This window comes from Myxococcales bacterium (assembly GCA_016712525.1).
GTDB lineage: Bacteria > Myxococcota_A > Polyangia > Polyangiales > Polyangiaceae > JAAFHV01.
Genome location: JADJQX010000001.1, coordinates 2,071,459 through 2,088,379, shown reverse-complemented (window position 1 = coordinate 2,088,379; position 16,921 = coordinate 2,071,459). Strand labels below are relative to the sequence as shown.

Sequence of the window (16,921 nt, the reverse complement as noted above, 5' to 3'; positions counted from 1 at the left end):
CGCCGAAGAGGACGACGAATCCTCCTCGGCCTCTCTGCGCGAGCGGAGCTCGCTCAAGGGCACGCGTAGCGGAGCTTCACGGTCGCGTCGATCGTCCCGTCGGACTCGACGTCGACGTCGATCGCGTCGAGCACGTCGTTCGATCCGTAGTGGTAGTGGAGCGTCCGCGGGACCTCGTTGATGCCGCAGTGATCGTAGCGATCGAGCGCGACCCTACCGCGCGGATCGCGCCGGACCTCGACCCGGTCGGCCACACAAAACTCGTCGCGATCCGGGTAGTTGTGGGTGGTGGTGTAGGTATCGTCGGGTGCGTAGGTGTAGGCGAGGAATCGCTTCGCGCCCTCTCTCCGCACGAGCCGACCGCTCGCGTCGTAGCGCAGGGTTTCGGAGCCCTCTTTCACGATGCGCCCGCTCGCGTCGAACGTCAGCTTGGTCGATCGCCCGCCCGACACACGGACGCCGTCGCGACCCGAGCCGTACGTGTACGTCGCTCCGGGCGAGCTGACGATCCTCCCGGATGCGTCGAAGCGGAACGCGAGGCGCGACGTCCGCGACAGGCACACGTCGAGAGGGCGACCCTCGGGCTGAACGCGCTCGAGCGGGATGCATGCGTCGCCCGCGCCCCCGTCGCGGCCCGAGATCTCGACGGCACACGGTTTGGAGAGAGGGAGGTCGAGAGGCGGAGCAGGCGTCCCGGTCATCACGGTGGCCGAGGCTCCGTCGGCGCCACCGTCGGTGCTCCCGAGAGCGACGCTCGAGGCGGATGGCGCGGAAATCACGGGCCGCGCGGGCGCCGATGCCACCGGCTCGACCCCAGGTTTCGGCCGCGACGTGGAGCACCCCGCGACGAACGCGAGGGCGAGGGCCATTCGAGCGCGCAGGATCGCCATCGTGCGTGTACGCCGCGCTCAGTCGATCGTGCGGGCGAGCTCGGTGATGAGGTGCGTCTCTTTGGCGCCGAGCAAACCGAACTGCACCCCCATGCCACCTCCGCGGCCCCAGCGGACCCGCGCAGGGAGCTGAGACATCTCCCCTCCTCCAGGGAGGCGGACCGAGATCACGACCTCGGAGCCGAACGGCGCCGGTGTCGTCGTCTCGATGAACATGCCGCCGACGCTCACGTCGCGCGCGCGCCCATCGTACGATTCGGTCTTCCCCTTGACCACGAACGTGAGAGGCACGTCCAGCTCGGCACGGTTATGTCGGCGTTGTTCGACCACGGTATCCATGATGGTACCATGGGGCGAATCGGCGAAGGCGCCCCAATTCCCACAAGGCCCGCAACGTGTCGAAAACTAAAGGTACTCCGGCGCGGGATCGCGCACCACTCCCTGCCGAGGTCGCGCGCCTCCTCTCGCTCGGGGGCTCACGAGCTCCCGACGCGAAGCGTGTCTCGTCGTGGGGGAGCCGCGCGCTCGCCCTCGTGCCGGTCGGGGTCACGGTGCTCGTCGCCGCGCTCGTGTTCCCGCGCGCGGTCCCGCCCAGCGAAGTGCCGCTCCCTCTCGTCGACGCCCGCTCGCTCGCCGACGTCGAGCGCCACGACGGCGAGCTCGTCGCGCGCGCGAAGAAGGGCCTCTCGGACGACACACGCCTCCTCGGCTCGGCCATCCGAGACTTCCTGTCGCTCCAGGCGAGCCCGACCCCCCCGACCGACGGTGACGTGCTCCGCGCACGCGACGGCGTACAGCGCGCGCTCGTGCGAGCCCGAGGGACGGCCCCAGCCGAGGTGGAGCTCCTCCGCGCGATCCAGCTCGACATCTTCCTCCGTGCGATCGACGACTACGAACGCACGGGCGTCGAGCCTCCGGAGCTCCGCGAGGTCGGTGGCTCGTTCCTGAAGCGCATGAGCGACGTGGGGTGGGTCGTGGATGGCAAGCTCTTGCCGTCACGGTCGGTGCGCTCCACGCTCTTCAAGCTCGCGTGGGCCCAGACGGCCGGGGTCGCGGGAGAGCCCGACTTCGAGCCGAGCCTCGACGAGCTCCGCGAGCTGCATGCATTCTACATACGCCATCCGCACGCGTCCGAGACACGCCGACGCGCCATCGCCGAAGCGCGGAAGCTCGCCAAGGATCGCGCGCGCTGCGACGAGCTCGCGGCCCTCGAGCGCGCCGCCGTCGAGGAGTTCCGCCTCGAGAAGGTCAAGAAGCTGGGCGCGCTCGATCCGTCGTACCCGACCACGTTCGCCCAAGGCGTCGTGCTCTACCGGCAGGGCCGCTTCTCCGCGTCGGCCGAGGCCTTCCGCGACTGGCTCCGCACCCACCCCGACGGCTCCCTGGCCCTCCGCGCCCAGAACCACCTGCGCGCCGCCGTCGAGGCCGACGCGCGGCTCTGATCGTCCTCATTTTCGCGCACAGGCACGGTCGCGGGCGAGCTCGGAGGGCACGCCCGCCTCGTCTTTTACGAATCTTTTCGGCGGAGTCGCGGGCCCATTCGGCCCTCCGGGCCCACCCTGAGGCGGAGAGAGGCCACCTGCGGCCGCTCGGAAGGCAACGGCCGTGGATCTTGGGACCGAGAGCGAACGCCTGTATCGTCACACGCGCATGCTGCGAGTGCTCCTCGTCGACGACGACCTCGATCTGGCGAAGCTCCTCGCCGAGTACCTCGGAAAAAACGACGCCGAGGTCGTGCACGTGGCCACGGGCGAGCTCGGCCTCGCGCGCGCCAAAGAGGGGGGCTTCGACGCGGTCCTGCTCGACGTGATGCTGCCCGGGATCGACGGCTTCGAGGTGTGCCGCGCGCTGCGTGCGTCGAGCGACGTGCCGGTGGTCATGCTCACCGCCCGCGGAGACGACGACGCCCGCATCGTCGGGCTCGAGATCGGCGCCGACGACTACGTCCCGAAGCCCTTCAACCCGCGCGAGCTGCTCGCCCGCGTACGCGCCGTGCTCCGGCGCACCAAGAAGGCCGAGGCCCCCGCCCGCGAGCGCATCGAGGTCGGAGAGCTCGTGATCGACGTGCCCGCTCACGAGGCGAAGCTCGGCGATCGCGCGGTGGCGCTCACGTCGTTCGAGTTTCGCTTGCTCGTGGCGCTCGCGCGGCGGGCCGGTGAGACCATCGCCCGGGAAGACCTGGCGACGCAGCTGAAGGGCGGCACGTACGATCCGGCGGTCGATCGATCGCTCGACGTGCACGTGAGCCACCTTCGCCAAAAAATCGAAAAAGATCCGAAAGATCCGAAGGTTATACGCACCATTCGCGGCATCGGGTACGTGCTCGTGCGGCCGGCCGAGGCGGGCAAGGCCTGACCATGCGGTGTGGGCCCCAACCCATGCGATGCGGGCCCCAGCGGCGCGGGTGGAGCGCGAGGCTGAAGACGCGCCTGCTCCTCTGGTTCGTCGCGGCGATCCTGCTCGCGTTCGCGGTGAGCTCGCTCACGGTGAGCGTCACGCGCCCCGAGGGCACCGAGTTCCCGGCGCAGATCGTCGCGAAGCACGTGCAGAACAAGCTCGCCCAAAAGTGGGAAGACCCTCGCGCGTGTGCCGCCATCGTGCACGACCTCCGCGAGGCGACCGGCCTCGACTTCAGCCTCGAGCGTGATCCGAACGTGCTCCCGAAGCGGCGACGCCGCGGGCACGCGACGGGCGGAGTGGTCTTCGACGGGACGACGACCTACGTGCCCATCGTCCGCGACGGCGAGGCGCTGGGGGCCCTCGCGTTGCGCTCGAGCGCCCCAGGCGCCGCAGGTCCCATCCGTCTCCTCTTCGGGCTCTTCATGGGCGGCCTCGTGCTCTCGGCCGTGGCCCGCAAGGTGGCGAAGCGCATCTCGAGCCCGCTCGAGCAAATCGCGCAAGCCGCCGAGCGCTTCGGCACGGGAGACCTCGCCGCGCGCACCGGCATCGACACGGCGGCGCGGGGCTCGCGTCACATCGCGGACGAGGTGCGCGAGGTCGCCTACTCGTTCGACGAGATGGCCGGGCGCATCGAGCGCGTCGTCCGCGACCAGCGCGAGCTGCTCGCCGCGATAAGCCACGAGATCCGCTCCCCGCTCGGCCGCGCGCGTGTCGGCCTCGAGATGGCCCGCGAGGAGGCGACCGAGGTGCACGGGGAGCGGCTCGCCGCGATCGACCGCGAGCTCCGCGAGGTCGACGCGATCCTCGGTGATTTGCTGGCTGCGGCACGTGCCGGGCTCAGCGACGTGCGCCTCGAGACCATCCCCGTTTTGCCATGGCTGAGGAGCCGGCTCGCCACGCTGTCGCGCCCCGACATGCCCGAGCTCGAGCTCGACGACGACGGCATCGAGCTCGACGTCACGGTCTCGTGCGACAAGGCGCTGCTCGGTCGCGCCCTCGAGAACCTCGTCAACAACGCGGTCGCTCACGGCCACGCCACGAACGAGCCCATCACCGTGAGGGTCGAGCACGACGCACGAGAGCTCCGCATCGTGGTCCGCGATCGTGGCCCGGGAATCCCCGAAGAGCTCCTCCCGCGCATGTTCGAGCCGTTCGTGAAGGGCGACAAGGCCCGAACCCCCGGCCGCGGCGTCGGCACGGGGCTCGGGCTCGCGCTCGTGCTCCGCATCGCCGAAGCGCACGGGGGGAAGGCCTTCGCGAAGAACCGGAGCGACGTCACCGGGAAGGTCGTCGGCGCCGAGGTCGGCATCGTGCTGCCGAGGTCGTAGCGTCTCGCAGGGTTCTTGGCCCGCTCGCGTACACCTCCCTACGATCACGGAGATGCGGGCCATCGTCCGAGGATTTGCCTGGTTCGTCGCGTCGCTCGTGGTCGCTGCGCTCGTCCTGCGCGCCACGGTGTTCGACGTGTGGACGGTGAGCGACGTGTCGTACGGGGTGAACGAGGTCGACGCCCCGAAGCCCTCGCCCTACTTGGCCACGTCGTCCGCGCCGCCCTCCGCGCGCCTCGCCGAGGGGGACGTGGTGCTCGTGCTCCGCGAGTCGCGCCCGTCGGCCGGGGACGTCGTCCGATGCACCTCTCCCGACGGCGCGGGCTCCTTCGCGATGCGCGTCCCGAAGCCGCCCATGGGCAACGGAGATCCGAACGACCTCCCGAAGCCCGCGCGCATCGCGAGCCCGCGAGGCCCGGCTACGACGGCCCCCAAACGCGCGCGCGCCGCCACCAAGCCGGGTCGCGCGACCTCGAGCGCGCCGACGACGAGCCCCGCCCCGAGCGAGCCAGCGGCCGAGGCCCACACCGGGCAGACGGCTCCCCCGGCGCCTCCGAGCGGCTCCACGTGCCGGCGCGTGCTCTTCCGCCTCTGGGGGCAGAAGGGGCCCCAGAGCCCCGAACGCCGCCTCGAGCTCGTCGACTAACCTTCGGAAATCAATAGAAAAAGATGCAATCTTTGTCTCGCGCTGCCCAAGGTCACGACGGGGTCTTCCGGGCGCAAATCTTTGCTACGCTCTCCGGCTGATGTCTGCCGAGCTCGGCATCGCGTGCGGCACCTGCGACTCGTTCGCTCCCCTCGGGGCGGTCGTCTGCGCGTCGTGCGGTCACGACCTCACCCTCGGCGCACGCCGCAGCGCGAGCAGCCAAGGGCACGTCGCGCCGCCGCCGTCGTCGCGCCCGTCTCTGCCCACGTTGCCGGACGAGATCGTGCCCGTGCCGCCGCCCATGACGGAGCGCACGATCCGCTCGACCCCGACGGGCGTCGAGGCCACGATCCCCGATCGCCCGAGCGTGTCGCCTCGGCCCGCGGCGGGGCAGCGCCCCATCCCGGCGCACATGTTCGAGGAGCCGCTCCGTCGCCGGCGCGAGGGCCGCGACGAGCCTCCGCGCTCCGTCACCCCCACGAACCCTTCCGCGGTCGCCGATCCGAACGCCGACCCGCCTGCCCACGCACTGTCGATCGAGGAGCTCATGGACCAAGCGAAGAACTTCGTGTGCCGCTCGTGCTCTACGCCCGTCCCCATGGGGCACAAGTTCTGCGGCCGCTGCGGCGCCGCGGTGCCCGCCGAGATCATGACCGCTCGGACGCAGTTCTTCGGTCAGCTCCAGGCCCCGGGCCGCGCGAAGCTCATCCTCATCCGAGGCGAGGGCGTCGAGGGCCTCAGCTATCAGCTCAACGCCGAGAACCACGCCGTCGGCCGCCGCGGCGAGCTCGTCTTCCCCGACGACCCGTTCGTCTCCCCGAAGCACGCGAACTTCTTCTACCGACAGCAGAAGCTCGTCGTGCGCGACGAAGACTCGCTGAACGGCGTGTACGTCCGCGTCCGCGGCCAGATCGAGCTCGCGCCCGGGGACCTCTTCCTCGCGGGTGAGCAGGTCTTCCGCCTCGATGGCCCCCCTCAAGAGACGGACGGCGCCGAGGCCGACGGCACCTTCTTCTACTCGTCGCCCAAACACGGGAGCGCCTTCCGCGTCACCCAGATCCTTCAGGGCGGTGCCCTCGGCGCCACCGTGTGCGCGCGCGGAAATTCCCTGCAGATCGGGCGCGAGGGCGGCGATCTCAACTTCCCCACCGACCTCTACATGAGCGGCACGCACTGCAAGATCGAAGAGAGCGGCGGGCGCTTCACCCTGAACGACTCGACGAGCCGCAACGGGACGTTCATCCGCGTGAAGGGCGAGCGCGAGCTCACCCACGGCGACTACGTCTTCATCGGCCGCAAGCTCCTCCGCGTCGAGATCACCGCGGCCTAGCGAGCGCCTTGGGTACGAAAGAGGCCGAGGACGATTCGTCGTCGGCCTTTGCGCGCGGCGATCCGTGGCGTCTCACGCAGGTCTCTCGGCGCGATCGTGGCGGCGCGAGGCGGGCGTGCGCATGCCTTTCTGGTACCGTCGCGCCATGACGTCTCTCCCGCGCGAAGGCCGACCGCACCACGCCATCCTCGACGATCTCGCGTCCCTTCGACAGGGCGACGCGAAGTGGCGCGAAGGGCGCGTGATGAGCCTCGTCTACGACGGCGGCGAGGCCCACCAGGAGCTCCTCAAGCAGGCGTATTCGCTCTACTTTTCGGAAAATGGCCTCAACCCGATGGCCTTCAAGAGCCTCCGCCGCATGGAGGCCGACGTGGTGCGCATCACCGCAGGGCTCTTCCACGGTGGACCGGACACCGTGGGCACGCTCACGTCGGGTGGCACCGAGTCGATCCTCCTCGCGGTGAAGGCCGCGCGCGAACGCGCCCACGCCCGCGGCTTCCGAGGCAAGCCCGAGCTCGTCGTGCCGAAGAGCGCTCACGTCGCGTTCGACAAAGCCGCGCACTACTTCGGGCTCCGCATCCGGCACGTCCCCCTCGGGGACGACTTCCGCGTCGACCTGCGTGAGCTCCGGAGGGCCATCGGTCGCAACACCGTGCTCGTCGCCGCGTCGGCGCCGCAGTACCCGCACGGGGTCATCGATCCCATCGGCGCCATCGCCGAGGTCACGCGCGAGCGCGGTGTGCCGTTCCACGTCGACGCGTGCATCGGGGGCTTCGTGCTTCCTTGGCTCGAGCGCCTCGGCGAGGCCATCCCGCCATGGGATTTTCGCGTCGACGGCGTCACCTCGATCTCGGCCGACCTCCACAAGTACGGCTACGCAGCCAAGGGCGCGAGCGTGCTCCTTTACCGAGACATGAGCTACCTGAAGCACCAGTTCTTCATCGCGACCGACTGGCCCGGCGGCATCTACGCGTCACCGAGCATGCCCGGGACTCGGCCCGGCGGTGCCATCGCCGCCGCGTGGGCCGCTCTCCAGGGGCTCGGCGAAGCGGGGTACCTCGACCTCACCCGGCGCACCCTCACGGCCAAACAGAAGCTCGTCGTGGGCGTCCGAAACATCCCGGAGCTGCGCGTGCTCGGCGTCCCTCAATCGACCATCGTGGCGTTCACGTCGAACGACCCGAGCATCGACATCTACGCCGTCGCCGACGCCATGGAGGACCGCGGATGGTCCGTCGATCGCCAGCAGCACCCGAGCTCGATGCACGCGACCTTGATGGCCAAACACGCCGACGTGATCGACACGTACCTCGAGGACCTCCGAGCCGCCGTGGCCGAGGTTCGCGCCGACCCGTCGCGGAAGAGCCGAGGCAACGCCGCCATGTACGGGATGATGGCCAAGGTCCCCTTCCGAGGCATGGTCCGCAAAGGCGTCGAGGGCGTGATGGAGGCCATGTACGGGCCGGGCAACGGAGAGATCGACCTCTCGAAGTCGAACGACGGGCCCCTCGTCTCCAAGCTGAAGGAGCTCGCCCCGCGCGCCCTCGACGCCCTCGACGCCCTCAAGTCACGCTTCGGGAGGCGCTGAGCCGAGCACGCCCAACCAACGGAAACACTTGACCTTTTTGGCTATCGTTCAGCGCACGGAGATCCCCGTCGGGCCGAGCACCAGGTAGGCGACCGCCAAGATGAGCAGCATCGCGACGGCCACCACGGCGTACCCCGTGCGGGACGCCGCGGTGCTCCACCCGTCGGCGTAGAACTTCCCTCGGGATCGCTTCCGGAGCTTTCGCTGCACACCGGCGACGAGATCGGGGACCTGGGTGTCGCTCCGCTCGACCGCCTTCTTGAGGAGGCTCTGCATCGCCACGTCCTCGGCGGCGTCGTCGGGGATGGGCTCGTCGGAGGTCTCGTCAGGGGCGGGCTCGTCGGACGGCGGCGCGCCGGAGCCGGAGGGATCTTCGGGAGGAGCGGCGGCGAAGCTCATTTTTACGAGCTTGCGCAGGGCCTCGTCGTCGAGGGGCCCTTCGTTCGTGGTCGGCTCCGTGTCGGCGCCATCCTCCGGTCGCTTCTCGTCGTCGCTCATCCGATCTTCTCTCCGAGCCTCTTCTCCACGAGCTCGCGGAGCTGCGCGCGCGCGCGGAAAATGCGGCTCTTGACGGTGCCGGCCGCCAGCCCCGTGATGGCCTCGATCTCCTCGTAGCTGAGCTCCTCCACGTCCCTCAAGATGAGGCACTCCCGGAAGCTCGGATCGATCTGCGCGATCGACTCTTGCACGATGCGCTCCACCTGCCGGCCCGCGAGGGCCTCGTCGGGCCGCTCGATCTGGCCCACGTTGGCGCGGCGCCCGTCCCCGAGGGGCATGCGCTCGGCCACGGCCTCGAGCTCGTCCTGCTGCTTCGAGTGGCGCACCTTGAGGTACTTCACCCGGTTTTTGCAGTGGTTCACCGCCACGCGGTAGATCCACGTGGAGAATTTCGAGTCGCCGCGGAAGCTCCCGATCGACTTGAACACCTGGATGAAGACCTCTTGCGCGACCTCCTCGGCCTCGGCCGAGTTGCCGAGCATGCGCAAGATGAGCCCGTAGACGCGCCCCTGGTAGGCCTTCATGAGCTCGGTGAACGCGTGCTCGTCGCGCAGCAAGATGCGCTCGATGAGCTTCGCTTCGACGTCTTCCGGTAGGCTCACGGACTCCGACCCGAGGCTACCACGCGGCCAGGCCTCGCTCTCTGCGTTGTCGATGGGCGGGCGCACGTCGGCCTCGAGCCCCGCGTCGCCGCGTTGCTCCAGGGCGCCTTCCAGGGTGGCAAAGCTGCCATCAGGTAGACGCCGCACTCCCGCCACCCCGACCGAGACAACACCCTCGCTGGAAAGTTCCATCACGGAGGCCCAGGTCCGTCGTTGACCGCGCGGGCGCCGGGCTCGTAACCTCGCGTCCCGCGCATGACGCGAATCGGACAAGGCTCGGCTCTCGGCGTCGTCGCGGCGCTCGTGCTCGCCACGCTCACGGCGTCGGCCGAGGGCGACGGCCGCACCACGAGCGGCACCTCCGACGCGGGCACGAGCGCCGCGCTCCCGGCGATCGACGGGGGCACGACCGACGCCACCCCGATCGACGCAGCCACCACCACCGACGGCGCGAGCGTGGTCCCCCTGCCCGAGAAGCCCATGGTGCGCGCGCGCCGCAGGCCGAAGGCCCACTACGGCGCCGCCGGGTGCGGGCTCGGGTCGATCATCTTCGGCACCAAACCCGGCCTCCTTCAGGTCACGGCCGCGTCCACGAACACGAGCGGTGGGCAGACGTTCGCCATCACGAGCGGCACGCAGAACTGCGACTCGATCGACGACCACGAGACCCTCGACGCCTTCGTCGCGCAGAACCGCGAGGCCTTCGCGAAGGACGTCGCCCGAGGCTCCGGAGAGACGATCGCCACCCTCACCGCCATCGCGGGGTGCGCCGATCCTTCGGCCGTGGGCCGGAAGCTCAAGCCCTCGTTCGCCCAGATTTTTCCCACTCCGAACGCGCGCCCAGAGGCGATCGCAAGGCGCCTCCGCACGATCCTCAAGGCCGACGTGGCCCTCGCGTGCGAGAACCTGCCCGAGTGAGCGCGTCGGGGCGCGGAGCCCCGCACCGTGCCTTCGCCGCTGCCATCGTCGGGCTCGTCGTGGCGCTCGTGGTGACGTTCGTGGCCACTCCCGCGCGAGCCTCGGGCTCCCCGGCGACGCTCGCGATCGACGAGGCCAAACGCGCGCGCCTCGCCGAGTCGGCCGAGTGGAGGAGGCTCCTCCACGTGCACCGCACGGCCGGAAACGGCCTCGAGGCCGAGCCCGACGGCCCGGAGTTCTATCTGTCCCCACGCGGCGTGTTCGATCCGGAGGCCGAGCTCGAGGCGACGATCGGCGCCCTCTACGCCCCCGCGTCCCTGGGGGATTCCCATGCACTCTGCAAATTCCCGGCGCGCGCGCGCTTCCTGGGCGAGACGCTCGAGCTCGGCACGCTCCCGACGCCCGTGTGCGCGGCGCGGGACGGGTTCTACGCGCGGCTCAGGCCGAAGCGGGTGCTCTTCGTGTTCAGCGCGTACCACGTGACGAGCCCGGCGTCGGCCTTCGGTCACGTGCTCCTACGCGTCGAGCGCGACGAGACGGGCATCCTCCGCGAGGGCGCGCCCGAGCACCCCCTCGCCGACATCGGCATCGACTACTCCGCCGACGTCGCCGGAGAGGGCGCGATCGCCTATGCCGCGAAGGGCCTCTTCGGAGGCTTCCGGGGCACGTTCAAGGCCATGCCCTACGCCCTCAAGGTGCGCGAGTACCAAGACCACGACGCGCGGGATCTGTGGGAGTACGAGCTCACCCTCACGAGCGACGAAAAGACCCGCTTTATCGAACACTTATGGGAGCTCGGACAAACGAGCTTCGACTACTTCTATCTCACCGAGAACTGCGCGTACCACGTGCTCGCGCTGCTCGACGTCGTGCGGCCCGAAGCGCACCTGCTCGACGCGCTCTCGAGGCCCGTCCTGCCTACCGAGGCCGTGCTCGCCGTCGCGAACGCGAAGGGGCTCGTCGGCAGGGTTCGCTACAGGCCCTCCGCGCGCACCGTGGCCCTCGCGCGTTTGGAGCGACTGTCGGCCGAAGGGCGCTCGATCGCGCTCGCGCTCGGTCGTGTCCCCGCCCCTTCGGATGCCATGGTGCGACTCCGAGCGCTGCCCGCGTCGACCCAGGCCGAGGTGCTCGACGCCGCGATCGACTGGCTCGACCTGGAGCACCCCGAGCTACTCGAGACCGACGAGAGCGTACCGGCGCGGGCCGCTCGTTTTTCCCTGCTCGCGGCGCGCGCCGCGCTCCCCGACGACTCCCCACCGCTCGACGTGCCCACGCCCGACGACGCGCCCCATTTCGCGCACGGCGCACGGCGCGTGGCCGTCGGCACGGGCTACGTCGGAGGGAGCGGCGCCTACCTCGAGCTGCGCGCGCGCCTCTTGCTCCACGAGACCCTCGACCCTCCGCGCGGTCTCCCTCGGCTCGGGACACTCGAAGCCGGAGAGGTCTCCCTGCGCGGCTACCCGGGCGCGCGCAGCGTCGAGCTCGAGCGACTCACGGCCTTACGCGTCGAGAGGCTCGCGCCGCTCGGAGCGACGGGCTCGGGAACGTCGTACCGATTCGGGCTCGGAGGCGAGCGGGTGCGCGACCACGGCTGCGCGGGCTGTTTCGTGGCCCACGCCGAGGCCTTGGTAGGCGCCGCGATCGAGCCTCTTCGGGGGGTCGTGGCGTTCGCGCGCCCGGGCCTCACCCTCGACGCCGCGAGCCCGCTCGACGGTCTCCGTGGGAGCGCGTTTCGGCTCGGCGTCGGGCCCACCGGAGGGGTTCGCCTCGACCTCACGAAGAGCGCGCGGCTCGGCGCGGACGTCCGATTCCTCGTGCTACCCGGGGCATCCACACCGTGGACCGCCGAGGCCTCGTTCGACCTGCGCGTCGACCTCCTGAGAGCCGTGTCGCTCGGCCTGGCCGTGAGGCGCACGGTGCTCTCGGCGGATGTGGGGCTCACGTCGTTCGTGTATTTCTAGGGCTCCACAAAGAGCCGTAACTGCTCACGATTCTGGCACTCCGCGGCCCCCTCCGGGCGCTCCCGGGCGTGTCACCGGCACACGTCGGTCTCGGCCACGGCGCGGTCGGCGGCGCTCTTCAGGGGAAGTCGTACGGTCTTCTCGCGGAGCTTCGCGAGGCGCTCGCTCAGATCACGCGGATGGATACGACCGAGGGCGTCGATCGCCGCGACGCCCACGCGCAGGTCGGCCTCGTCGATCGGGGCGAGCGCACGCACGGCCGCGCGCGTGAGGTAGTCGACCTCGGACGACGCGCACACAGCGCCGAGCGCGCGGGTCGCGGCGACACGGAGCTCGAGGGGCGAGTCGGCGTCACGCGCGAGCTTGGCCATGGCGCCGGCCGACGACGTGGATCTCCGCGCCGAGAGCGCCGAGAGCGCCGCTTGCCGCACGAGGAGCGGCCCGCCCTCGAGGGCCTTCTCGAGAGACGCCACCGAGGCCTGGGTCGGTGCCCGGGACGCGCCGAGCGCCTTGGCCGCGGCCACACGCACGAAGGTCCACTCGTCGGTCTCGAAGACGCGGATCGCCTCGACTTCCGGCGCGCCCCCCATCGACGAGAGAGACACGAGCGCCGCCTCGCGCACGCGCGGCTCCGGATCGGTGAGCTTCGCCGAAAGCTTCGGTCCGAGGGAAGGCACCCCCGCGGCAGCTTCGGCCGCGCGGGCGCGTACGTACGCGTCACGATCGTCGAGGAACGAAGCGAGCGGCGCGGGGCGCTCGGGGTGCGCGAGCGAGAGGGCACGCGCGGGCTCGACGAGCACGTAGCGCACCTTCATCTCGTCCGAGCGCGCGAGCGAAGAGAGCGCCGCCTCGGCGTGCTCGAGCTCCCCGAGACGCGCGCCAAACGCTCGAATGGCTTCCACTTTTTCACGCGTGGTGGCGTCGACGAGGAAGGCATCGAGCGTGGCTTGGGGTGCGTTCCGGGAGGCCCTGGCCACGGCCGCGCGCACCGACGAGCGCTCGACTTTGTCGCCCCGACCGAGCGCCGCGACGAGCGGGGCGAGGGCCTCTCGAGGGGCCACGAGACCGAACAGCTCCGCCGACACGGCGCGGAGCTTCGGGTCGTCGGAGACGAGCCCCGTGGCGAGCGACTTGGCTGCGCCGCGCCCGCAGCGCTCGATGCGGTCCCTGGCCTTTCGCGAGGCCTCCTTGTCCGAGTCGACCACCCCGAGGAGCAGGACACGGCCCGCGGCGTCGCACGAGGGGGCAGCGGTCGCGACGTCGACGGCGCGCGCGCGCCCCATCGGGGTCGACGAGGGATAGGCCTCGGCGACCGCCGCGAGGCCCTTGTCGCCGGCGCGCTTCAAGAACGCGAGCGCCGCCTCCCCGGGCTCGCCGTTCACCCCGAGATCCTTCACGATCGAAGCGAGCGGGACGTCCTCGAGCGCCGCGTAGGCCGAGAGGCCCGAGAACCCGACCCGGGGAGAGCTCACCCCTCGCGCGTAGGCCTCGCCCAGCACCACCGACACACACTCGCCTCGGAGCGGTTCGCCGAGCCCGATCTCGACCGAGCCTCCCTCGGCGAACGCGACGTCTTCGGGGATCTCGACGGCGCGCACCTCGCCCGGAGTGACGAGATACAGGAGCTTCGGCGGGGCGAAGTCCTCCGGTGCGCCTTGGGGCATGAGATCGACCGTGAGCCGCTTGATCCCGAGCTCGGTGGGCGTGCGGAACGTGACGAACTCCCCTTGGCCGATCCCCGGGCGATCCTCGGTCCATGCGGTGTCGCGGCGGCCGTCGACGAGGTTCTTCGCGAGGCCCTGACCTCCACTCTCCCCGGCGAGCGAGAGCAGGCTCGCGATGGGCGGCCGTGGCTCCGAGACGCGCGTGGCCGAGACGCGGCGCGCGTTAGCCCTCGCCGCGACCGAGAGCCGCTGGACCGTGGCGCCTCGCAGCGTGAGCGTGCGCGGGTCGAGCGCGCGCGGGCGCAGGGGGGTGCTCTCTTCGCCGCAAATGCGCGTATCTTCACGAATATCCGAGACGACGACGGACACCGTCCCGTCCCCTTTCGGGGTCACGTCGACACGGCTCCCCTCGCGTTCACCGAACGTGCCGCGTGCGTAGCCCGTGCGCCCGGCGAAGAGCGGCTCGTCGCTCGTGGGCGAGAGCAGGGCCTCCCACGGCCCTTCTTCGGTCGTCACGCGGACGTGAACGATCTTCTGCCCTTCGCCCACGGAGAGCGCCACGACCTCGGGCTTTTTTCCAGCGACCGCTCGACCGGTCACTTGGACCTCGACGGGCTTCCCTCCGGCTCGCGCGAAGGCGACGGACTTTCCGTCGCGCGCGACCGTGACCGAGAGCCCAGGAGTGGTTCCTCGTGGCGCGACCTCGACGTCGGCCGCGTGGGCCACGCCGCTTGTCGACGAGACGAACGACGCGACGACCGAGAGCGACACGAGCGAGAGGAGAGAGGGAGCCTTCACGCGGCGAAGTTCAGCACGTTTTCGGGCACGTTGCGCCCTCTCCCACTTTTCCGCAGGTCGGGAACTTGGCCGGGGGCGTGCCGCCATGTCATTCCCGTCGTCGATGCGTAAGCGCTGGATCGGAATGGGTGTGCCCGTCGTGGCATTGGGGATCGTGATCGTGGCGGCCAAGCGCGTCCCGGCACAGGTGAGCGGCACGAGCCCGTCGCAAGCGGAGTCGGGCACGCTGGCCTCGCTCGTCGCGCCCGAGTCGAGCGACGAGGCCGACGCGATCGCGCTGCGGCAGAAGTTCACGCAGCCCCCGCCGCCGCAGCTCGCGGGCCTGGATCTCTCGAAGATCGTCTTCGAGCAGGGCCGTGGCGTCGCGCTCATGCCCGAGCGGCGCAACGCGAAGCTCACGATCGATCCGCGGCTGCAGAAGCTCGCGACGAGCTACATGGAAGCGCAGCACCTGCCCGAGGGCGCGGTCGTCATGATCGACGTCGCCACGGGGAACGTGCTGGCCTACGCGAGCCACCTCGAGAAGGGCGGCCCCCGCGACCTCGCGATCGAGGCGACGGCGCCCGCCGCGAGCGTCTTCAAGGTCGTCACGGGCACGGCGCTCGTCGACAGCGCGGGCGTGAGCCCCGAGCAGAAGGAGTGTTACTCCGGCGGCGAGCAGCGCATCACCGACAAGGACCTCGTCCCCGATCCGGCGCGCGACAAGTGGTGCGCGACGCTCGCGGGGGCGATGGGGCGCAGCCTCAACACCGTGTTCGCGCGGCTCGCGCTCCGCCACCTCAAGCCCGAGAAGCTCGAGGAAACGGCCAAGGCGTACGGGTTCGGCGATCCCCTCCCGTTCGACGTGCCGGTGCAGGCGAGCGCGCTCAAGATCCCCTCGGAGGGTGGGCTCGCGTACGCCCGCACCGCGGCCGGGTTCTGGAACACCACGCTCTCGCCGCTGCACGCCGCGTGGCTGAGCGCCGTCGTCGCGCGGGGAGGCGAGCCCATCCGCCCGCGTATCGTGTCCGAGGTCGTCGACGCGGCGGGCAAGTCCCTCTACACCGCGCCGGCCCCGCAGGTCGGCAAGCGCCTCTACACGACGAACGTCGCGAGCGCGGTCACCCAAATGATGGAGAAGACCGTCTCCGAAGGGACGTCGTACAAAGCGTTCCACGACAAGAGCGGCAACGCGTACCTCGCGGGCGTGCAGGTGGCCGGCAAGACGGGCACCCTGACGGACGCCGAGAAACAGAGATACTACACGTGGTTCACGGCCTTCGCGCCGAGCCACCCCGCCCCCGGGCAGCGTCAGGTCGCCATCGCCACGTTGGTCGTCAACGGCCCGGTGTGGAAGGTGAAGGCCAACGTGGTCGCGCGCGAGATGCTGCGGGGCTTCTTCGCGACCGAGAACGTGCAGGGCGTCACCTTCCCCGAGGTGCACCCGGCGCAGGTCGCCCGGCACAAGGCGAAATAGGCCTGCTTCAGCGCGACGGCTCCACCACGGTGGGCACGAAGCACTTGCGGCACCGCGCCTCGTAGTCCGACGCGCCGCCCACGAAGAGCTGGCCCTCGCGGGCCACGACACGCTGCGAGCGGCTCGCTTCGCCTCCGCACCGCGTGCATACCGCATGCAACTTGGTGACGTACTCGGCGATCGCCATGAGCTGCGGCATGCACCCGAAGGGCTCGCCTCGGTAGTCTTGATCGAGGCCGGCGCAGATCACGCGAACCCCGCGATCGGCCAGCGATTGCGCGAGCGCGAGCACCCCCAGGTCGAAGAACTGCACCTCGTCGATGCCCACCACGTGGGTCGACGCGAGGACGTGGCTCTCGAGCTCTTCGGCCGTACCGACGGGCGTGGCCTCGGCCGTGAGCCCCTCGTGGCTCACCACGCGGACCTCGTCGTAGCGGTTGTCGATGCGCGGCTTGAAGAGCTGCACACGAAGACGCGCGAGCTTGGCGCGCTTCACGCGGCGGAGGAGCTCCTCGGTCTTGCCGCTGAACATGGAGCCGCACACCACCTCGATGCAGCCGCGCAGCTCGGAGGGATCACGCGGACCGTCGGAGGGCGTGGAGAGGTGCTCGGCGAGGCGCTGTCGGTCCATCGGGGGCGGCCTTACCAGCCTTTTCGGGCCGCGTCGATCCTCGCCACGGCGCACGACGCGCCGTCGCGGAGAGGGCCATTTTTCCCGCGATTTCCGCCGTAGGCGCCCTTCCTACCTGGTCTTGCGCGCAGCGCCCGGCGTACCTTTCGTACGAGCGTGGAAGTCTCGGTAGACGAGGGGCATTCGGATGCTATCCTCGAATTGTGGACGT

General features: G+C 70.5%; 15 protein-coding genes. 9 read left to right on the top strand and 6 right to left on the bottom strand.

The genetic code is table 11. The features are described 5' to 3' along the window. Positions 1 to 53: 53 nt before the first annotated feature. Entirely contained in the window at positions 54 to 869 is an 816-nt protein-coding gene (locus tag IPK71_08875) for a hypothetical protein (GenBank protein MBK8213851.1), read from the bottom strand. 39 nt (positions 870 to 908) lie between these two features. Beyond that, on the bottom strand, positions 909 to 1,229 hold the full coding sequence (locus tag IPK71_08870) for a PilZ domain-containing protein (GenBank protein MBK8213850.1): 321 nt from the start codon (positions 1,227 to 1,229) through the stop codon (positions 909 to 911). A 56-nt stretch (positions 1,230 to 1,285) separates the two neighbouring features. Here IPK71_08870 and IPK71_08865 point away from each other — a divergent pair, with 56 nt between their 5' ends. From IPK71_08865 to IPK71_08840, 6 genes are all read left to right on the top strand, one after another. Further along, the gene (locus IPK71_08865; GenBank protein MBK8213849.1) at positions 1,286 to 2,332 is read left to right on the top strand and encodes a hypothetical protein; all 1,047 of its coding nucleotides are present in this window, start codon (positions 1,286 to 1,288) and stop codon (positions 2,330 to 2,332) included. Between the two features lie 208 nt (positions 2,333 to 2,540). After that, a complete protein-coding gene (locus IPK71_08860) occupies positions 2,541 to 3,245 on the top strand; it encodes a response regulator transcription factor (GenBank protein MBK8213848.1) in 705 nt (234 codons plus the stop codon). Between the two features lie 23 nt (positions 3,246 to 3,268). Beyond that, positions 3,269 to 4,618: a HAMP domain-containing protein gene (locus tag IPK71_08855; protein MBK8213847.1), complete on the top strand. Its 1,350-nt coding sequence runs from the start codon at positions 3,269 to 3,271 to the stop codon at positions 4,616 to 4,618. Between the two features lie 52 nt (positions 4,619 to 4,670). Beyond that, entirely contained in the window at positions 4,671 to 5,264 is a 594-nt protein-coding gene (locus tag IPK71_08850) for a hypothetical protein (GenBank protein MBK8213846.1), read from the top strand. A gap of 100 nt (positions 5,265 to 5,364) precedes the next feature. After that, a complete protein-coding gene (locus tag IPK71_08845) occupies positions 5,365 to 6,594 on the top strand; it encodes an FHA domain-containing protein (GenBank protein MBK8213845.1) in 1,230 nt (409 codons plus the stop codon). A gap of 145 nt (positions 6,595 to 6,739) precedes the next feature. Beyond that, on the top strand, positions 6,740 to 8,182 hold the full coding sequence (locus IPK71_08840) for an aspartate aminotransferase family protein (GenBank protein MBK8213844.1): 1,443 nt from the start codon (positions 6,740 to 6,742) through the stop codon (positions 8,180 to 8,182). Between the two features lie 48 nt (positions 8,183 to 8,230). On the opposite strand, the gene IPK71_08835 is transcribed toward IPK71_08840, so the two are convergent. Further along, positions 8,231 to 8,680 (bottom strand): hypothetical protein, encoded by a 450-nt coding sequence (locus IPK71_08835; GenBank protein MBK8213843.1) that lies wholly within the window; start codon positions 8,678 to 8,680, stop codon positions 8,231 to 8,233. After that, the gene (locus IPK71_08830) at positions 8,677 to 9,474 is read right to left on the bottom strand and encodes a sigma-70 family RNA polymerase sigma factor (GenBank protein ID MBK8213842.1); all 798 of its coding nucleotides are present in this window, start codon (positions 9,472 to 9,474) and stop codon (positions 8,677 to 8,679) included. Before IPK71_08830 ends, IPK71_08835 begins: the two co-directional genes overlap by 4 nt. Before the next feature lie 63 nt (positions 9,475 to 9,537). Between IPK71_08830 and IPK71_08825 the strand changes: the two genes are divergently transcribed. Together IPK71_08825 and IPK71_08820 are read left to right on the top strand one after the other, a co-directional pair. Then, entirely contained in the window at positions 9,538 to 10,200 is a 663-nt protein-coding gene (locus IPK71_08825; protein ID MBK8213841.1) for a DUF3015 family protein, read from the top strand. Continuing rightward, positions 10,197 to 12,161 carry a DUF4105 domain-containing protein gene (locus tag IPK71_08820; protein ID MBK8213840.1) on the top strand — a complete coding sequence of 655 codons (1,965 nt, stop codon included), beginning with the start codon at positions 10,197 to 10,199 and terminating at the stop codon, positions 12,159 to 12,161. The genes IPK71_08825 and IPK71_08820 overlap by 4 nt, the downstream gene beginning before the upstream one ends. A 71-nt stretch (positions 12,162 to 12,232) precedes the next feature. Here IPK71_08820 and IPK71_08815 read toward each other — a convergent pair whose 3' ends face one another. Then, positions 12,233 to 14,623, bottom strand: coding sequence for a hypothetical protein (locus IPK71_08815; GenBank protein ID MBK8213839.1), 2,391 nt, complete (start codon positions 14,621 to 14,623; stop codon positions 12,233 to 12,235). 103 nt (positions 14,624 to 14,726) lie between these two features. On the opposite strand from IPK71_08815, the gene IPK71_08810 reads away from it, so the two are divergent. Then, positions 14,727 to 16,079 carry a penicillin-binding protein gene (locus IPK71_08810; GenBank protein MBK8213838.1) on the top strand — a complete coding sequence of 451 codons (1,353 nt, stop codon included), beginning with the start codon at positions 14,727 to 14,729 and terminating at the stop codon, positions 16,077 to 16,079. A gap of 7 nt (positions 16,080 to 16,086) precedes the next feature. Here the strand turns inward: IPK71_08810 and IPK71_08805 are convergent, their stop codons facing one another. Further along, a complete protein-coding gene (locus IPK71_08805; GenBank protein ID MBK8213837.1) occupies positions 16,087 to 16,710 on the bottom strand; it encodes a thymidine kinase in 624 nt (207 codons plus the stop codon). Positions 16,711 to 16,921: the final 211 nt, after the last annotated feature.

What these genes read in the sequence shown, in the direction of transcription:
- IPK71_08830 (MBK8213842.1), bottom strand. Translation starts at nt 9,474, where the DNA reads ATGGAACTTTCCAGCGAGGGTGTTGTCTCGGTCGGGGTGGCGGGAGTG.
- IPK71_08855 (MBK8213847.1), top strand. Translation starts at nt 3,269, where the DNA reads ATGCGATGCGGGCCCCAGCGGCGCGGGTGGAGCGCGAGGCTGAAGACG.
- IPK71_08875 (MBK8213851.1), bottom strand. Translation starts at nt 869, where the DNA reads ATGGCCCTCGCCCTCGCGTTCGTCGCGGGGTGCTCCACGTCGCGGCCG.
- IPK71_08810 (MBK8213838.1), top strand. Translation starts at nt 14,727, where the DNA reads ATGCGTAAGCGCTGGATCGGAATGGGTGTGCCCGTCGTGGCATTGGGG.
- IPK71_08825 (MBK8213841.1), top strand. Translation starts at nt 9,538, where the DNA reads ATGACGCGAATCGGACAAGGCTCGGCTCTCGGCGTCGTCGCGGCGCTC.
- IPK71_08805 (MBK8213837.1), bottom strand. Translation starts at nt 16,710, where the DNA reads ATGGACCGACAGCGCCTCGCCGAGCACCTCTCCACGCCCTCCGACGGT.
- IPK71_08835 (MBK8213843.1), bottom strand. Translation starts at nt 8,680, where the DNA reads ATGAGCGACGACGAGAAGCGACCGGAGGATGGCGCCGACACGGAGCCG.
- IPK71_08870 (MBK8213850.1), bottom strand. Translation starts at nt 1,229, where the DNA reads ATGGATACCGTGGTCGAACAACGCCGACATAACCGTGCCGAGCTGGAC.
- IPK71_08845 (MBK8213845.1), top strand. Translation starts at nt 5,365, where the DNA reads ATGTCTGCCGAGCTCGGCATCGCGTGCGGCACCTGCGACTCGTTCGCT.
- IPK71_08850 (MBK8213846.1), top strand. Translation starts at nt 4,671, where the DNA reads ATGCGGGCCATCGTCCGAGGATTTGCCTGGTTCGTCGCGTCGCTCGTG.
- IPK71_08860 (MBK8213848.1), top strand. Translation starts at nt 2,541, where the DNA reads ATGCTGCGAGTGCTCCTCGTCGACGACGACCTCGATCTGGCGAAGCTC.
- IPK71_08840 (MBK8213844.1), top strand. Translation starts at nt 6,740, where the DNA reads ATGACGTCTCTCCCGCGCGAAGGCCGACCGCACCACGCCATCCTCGAC.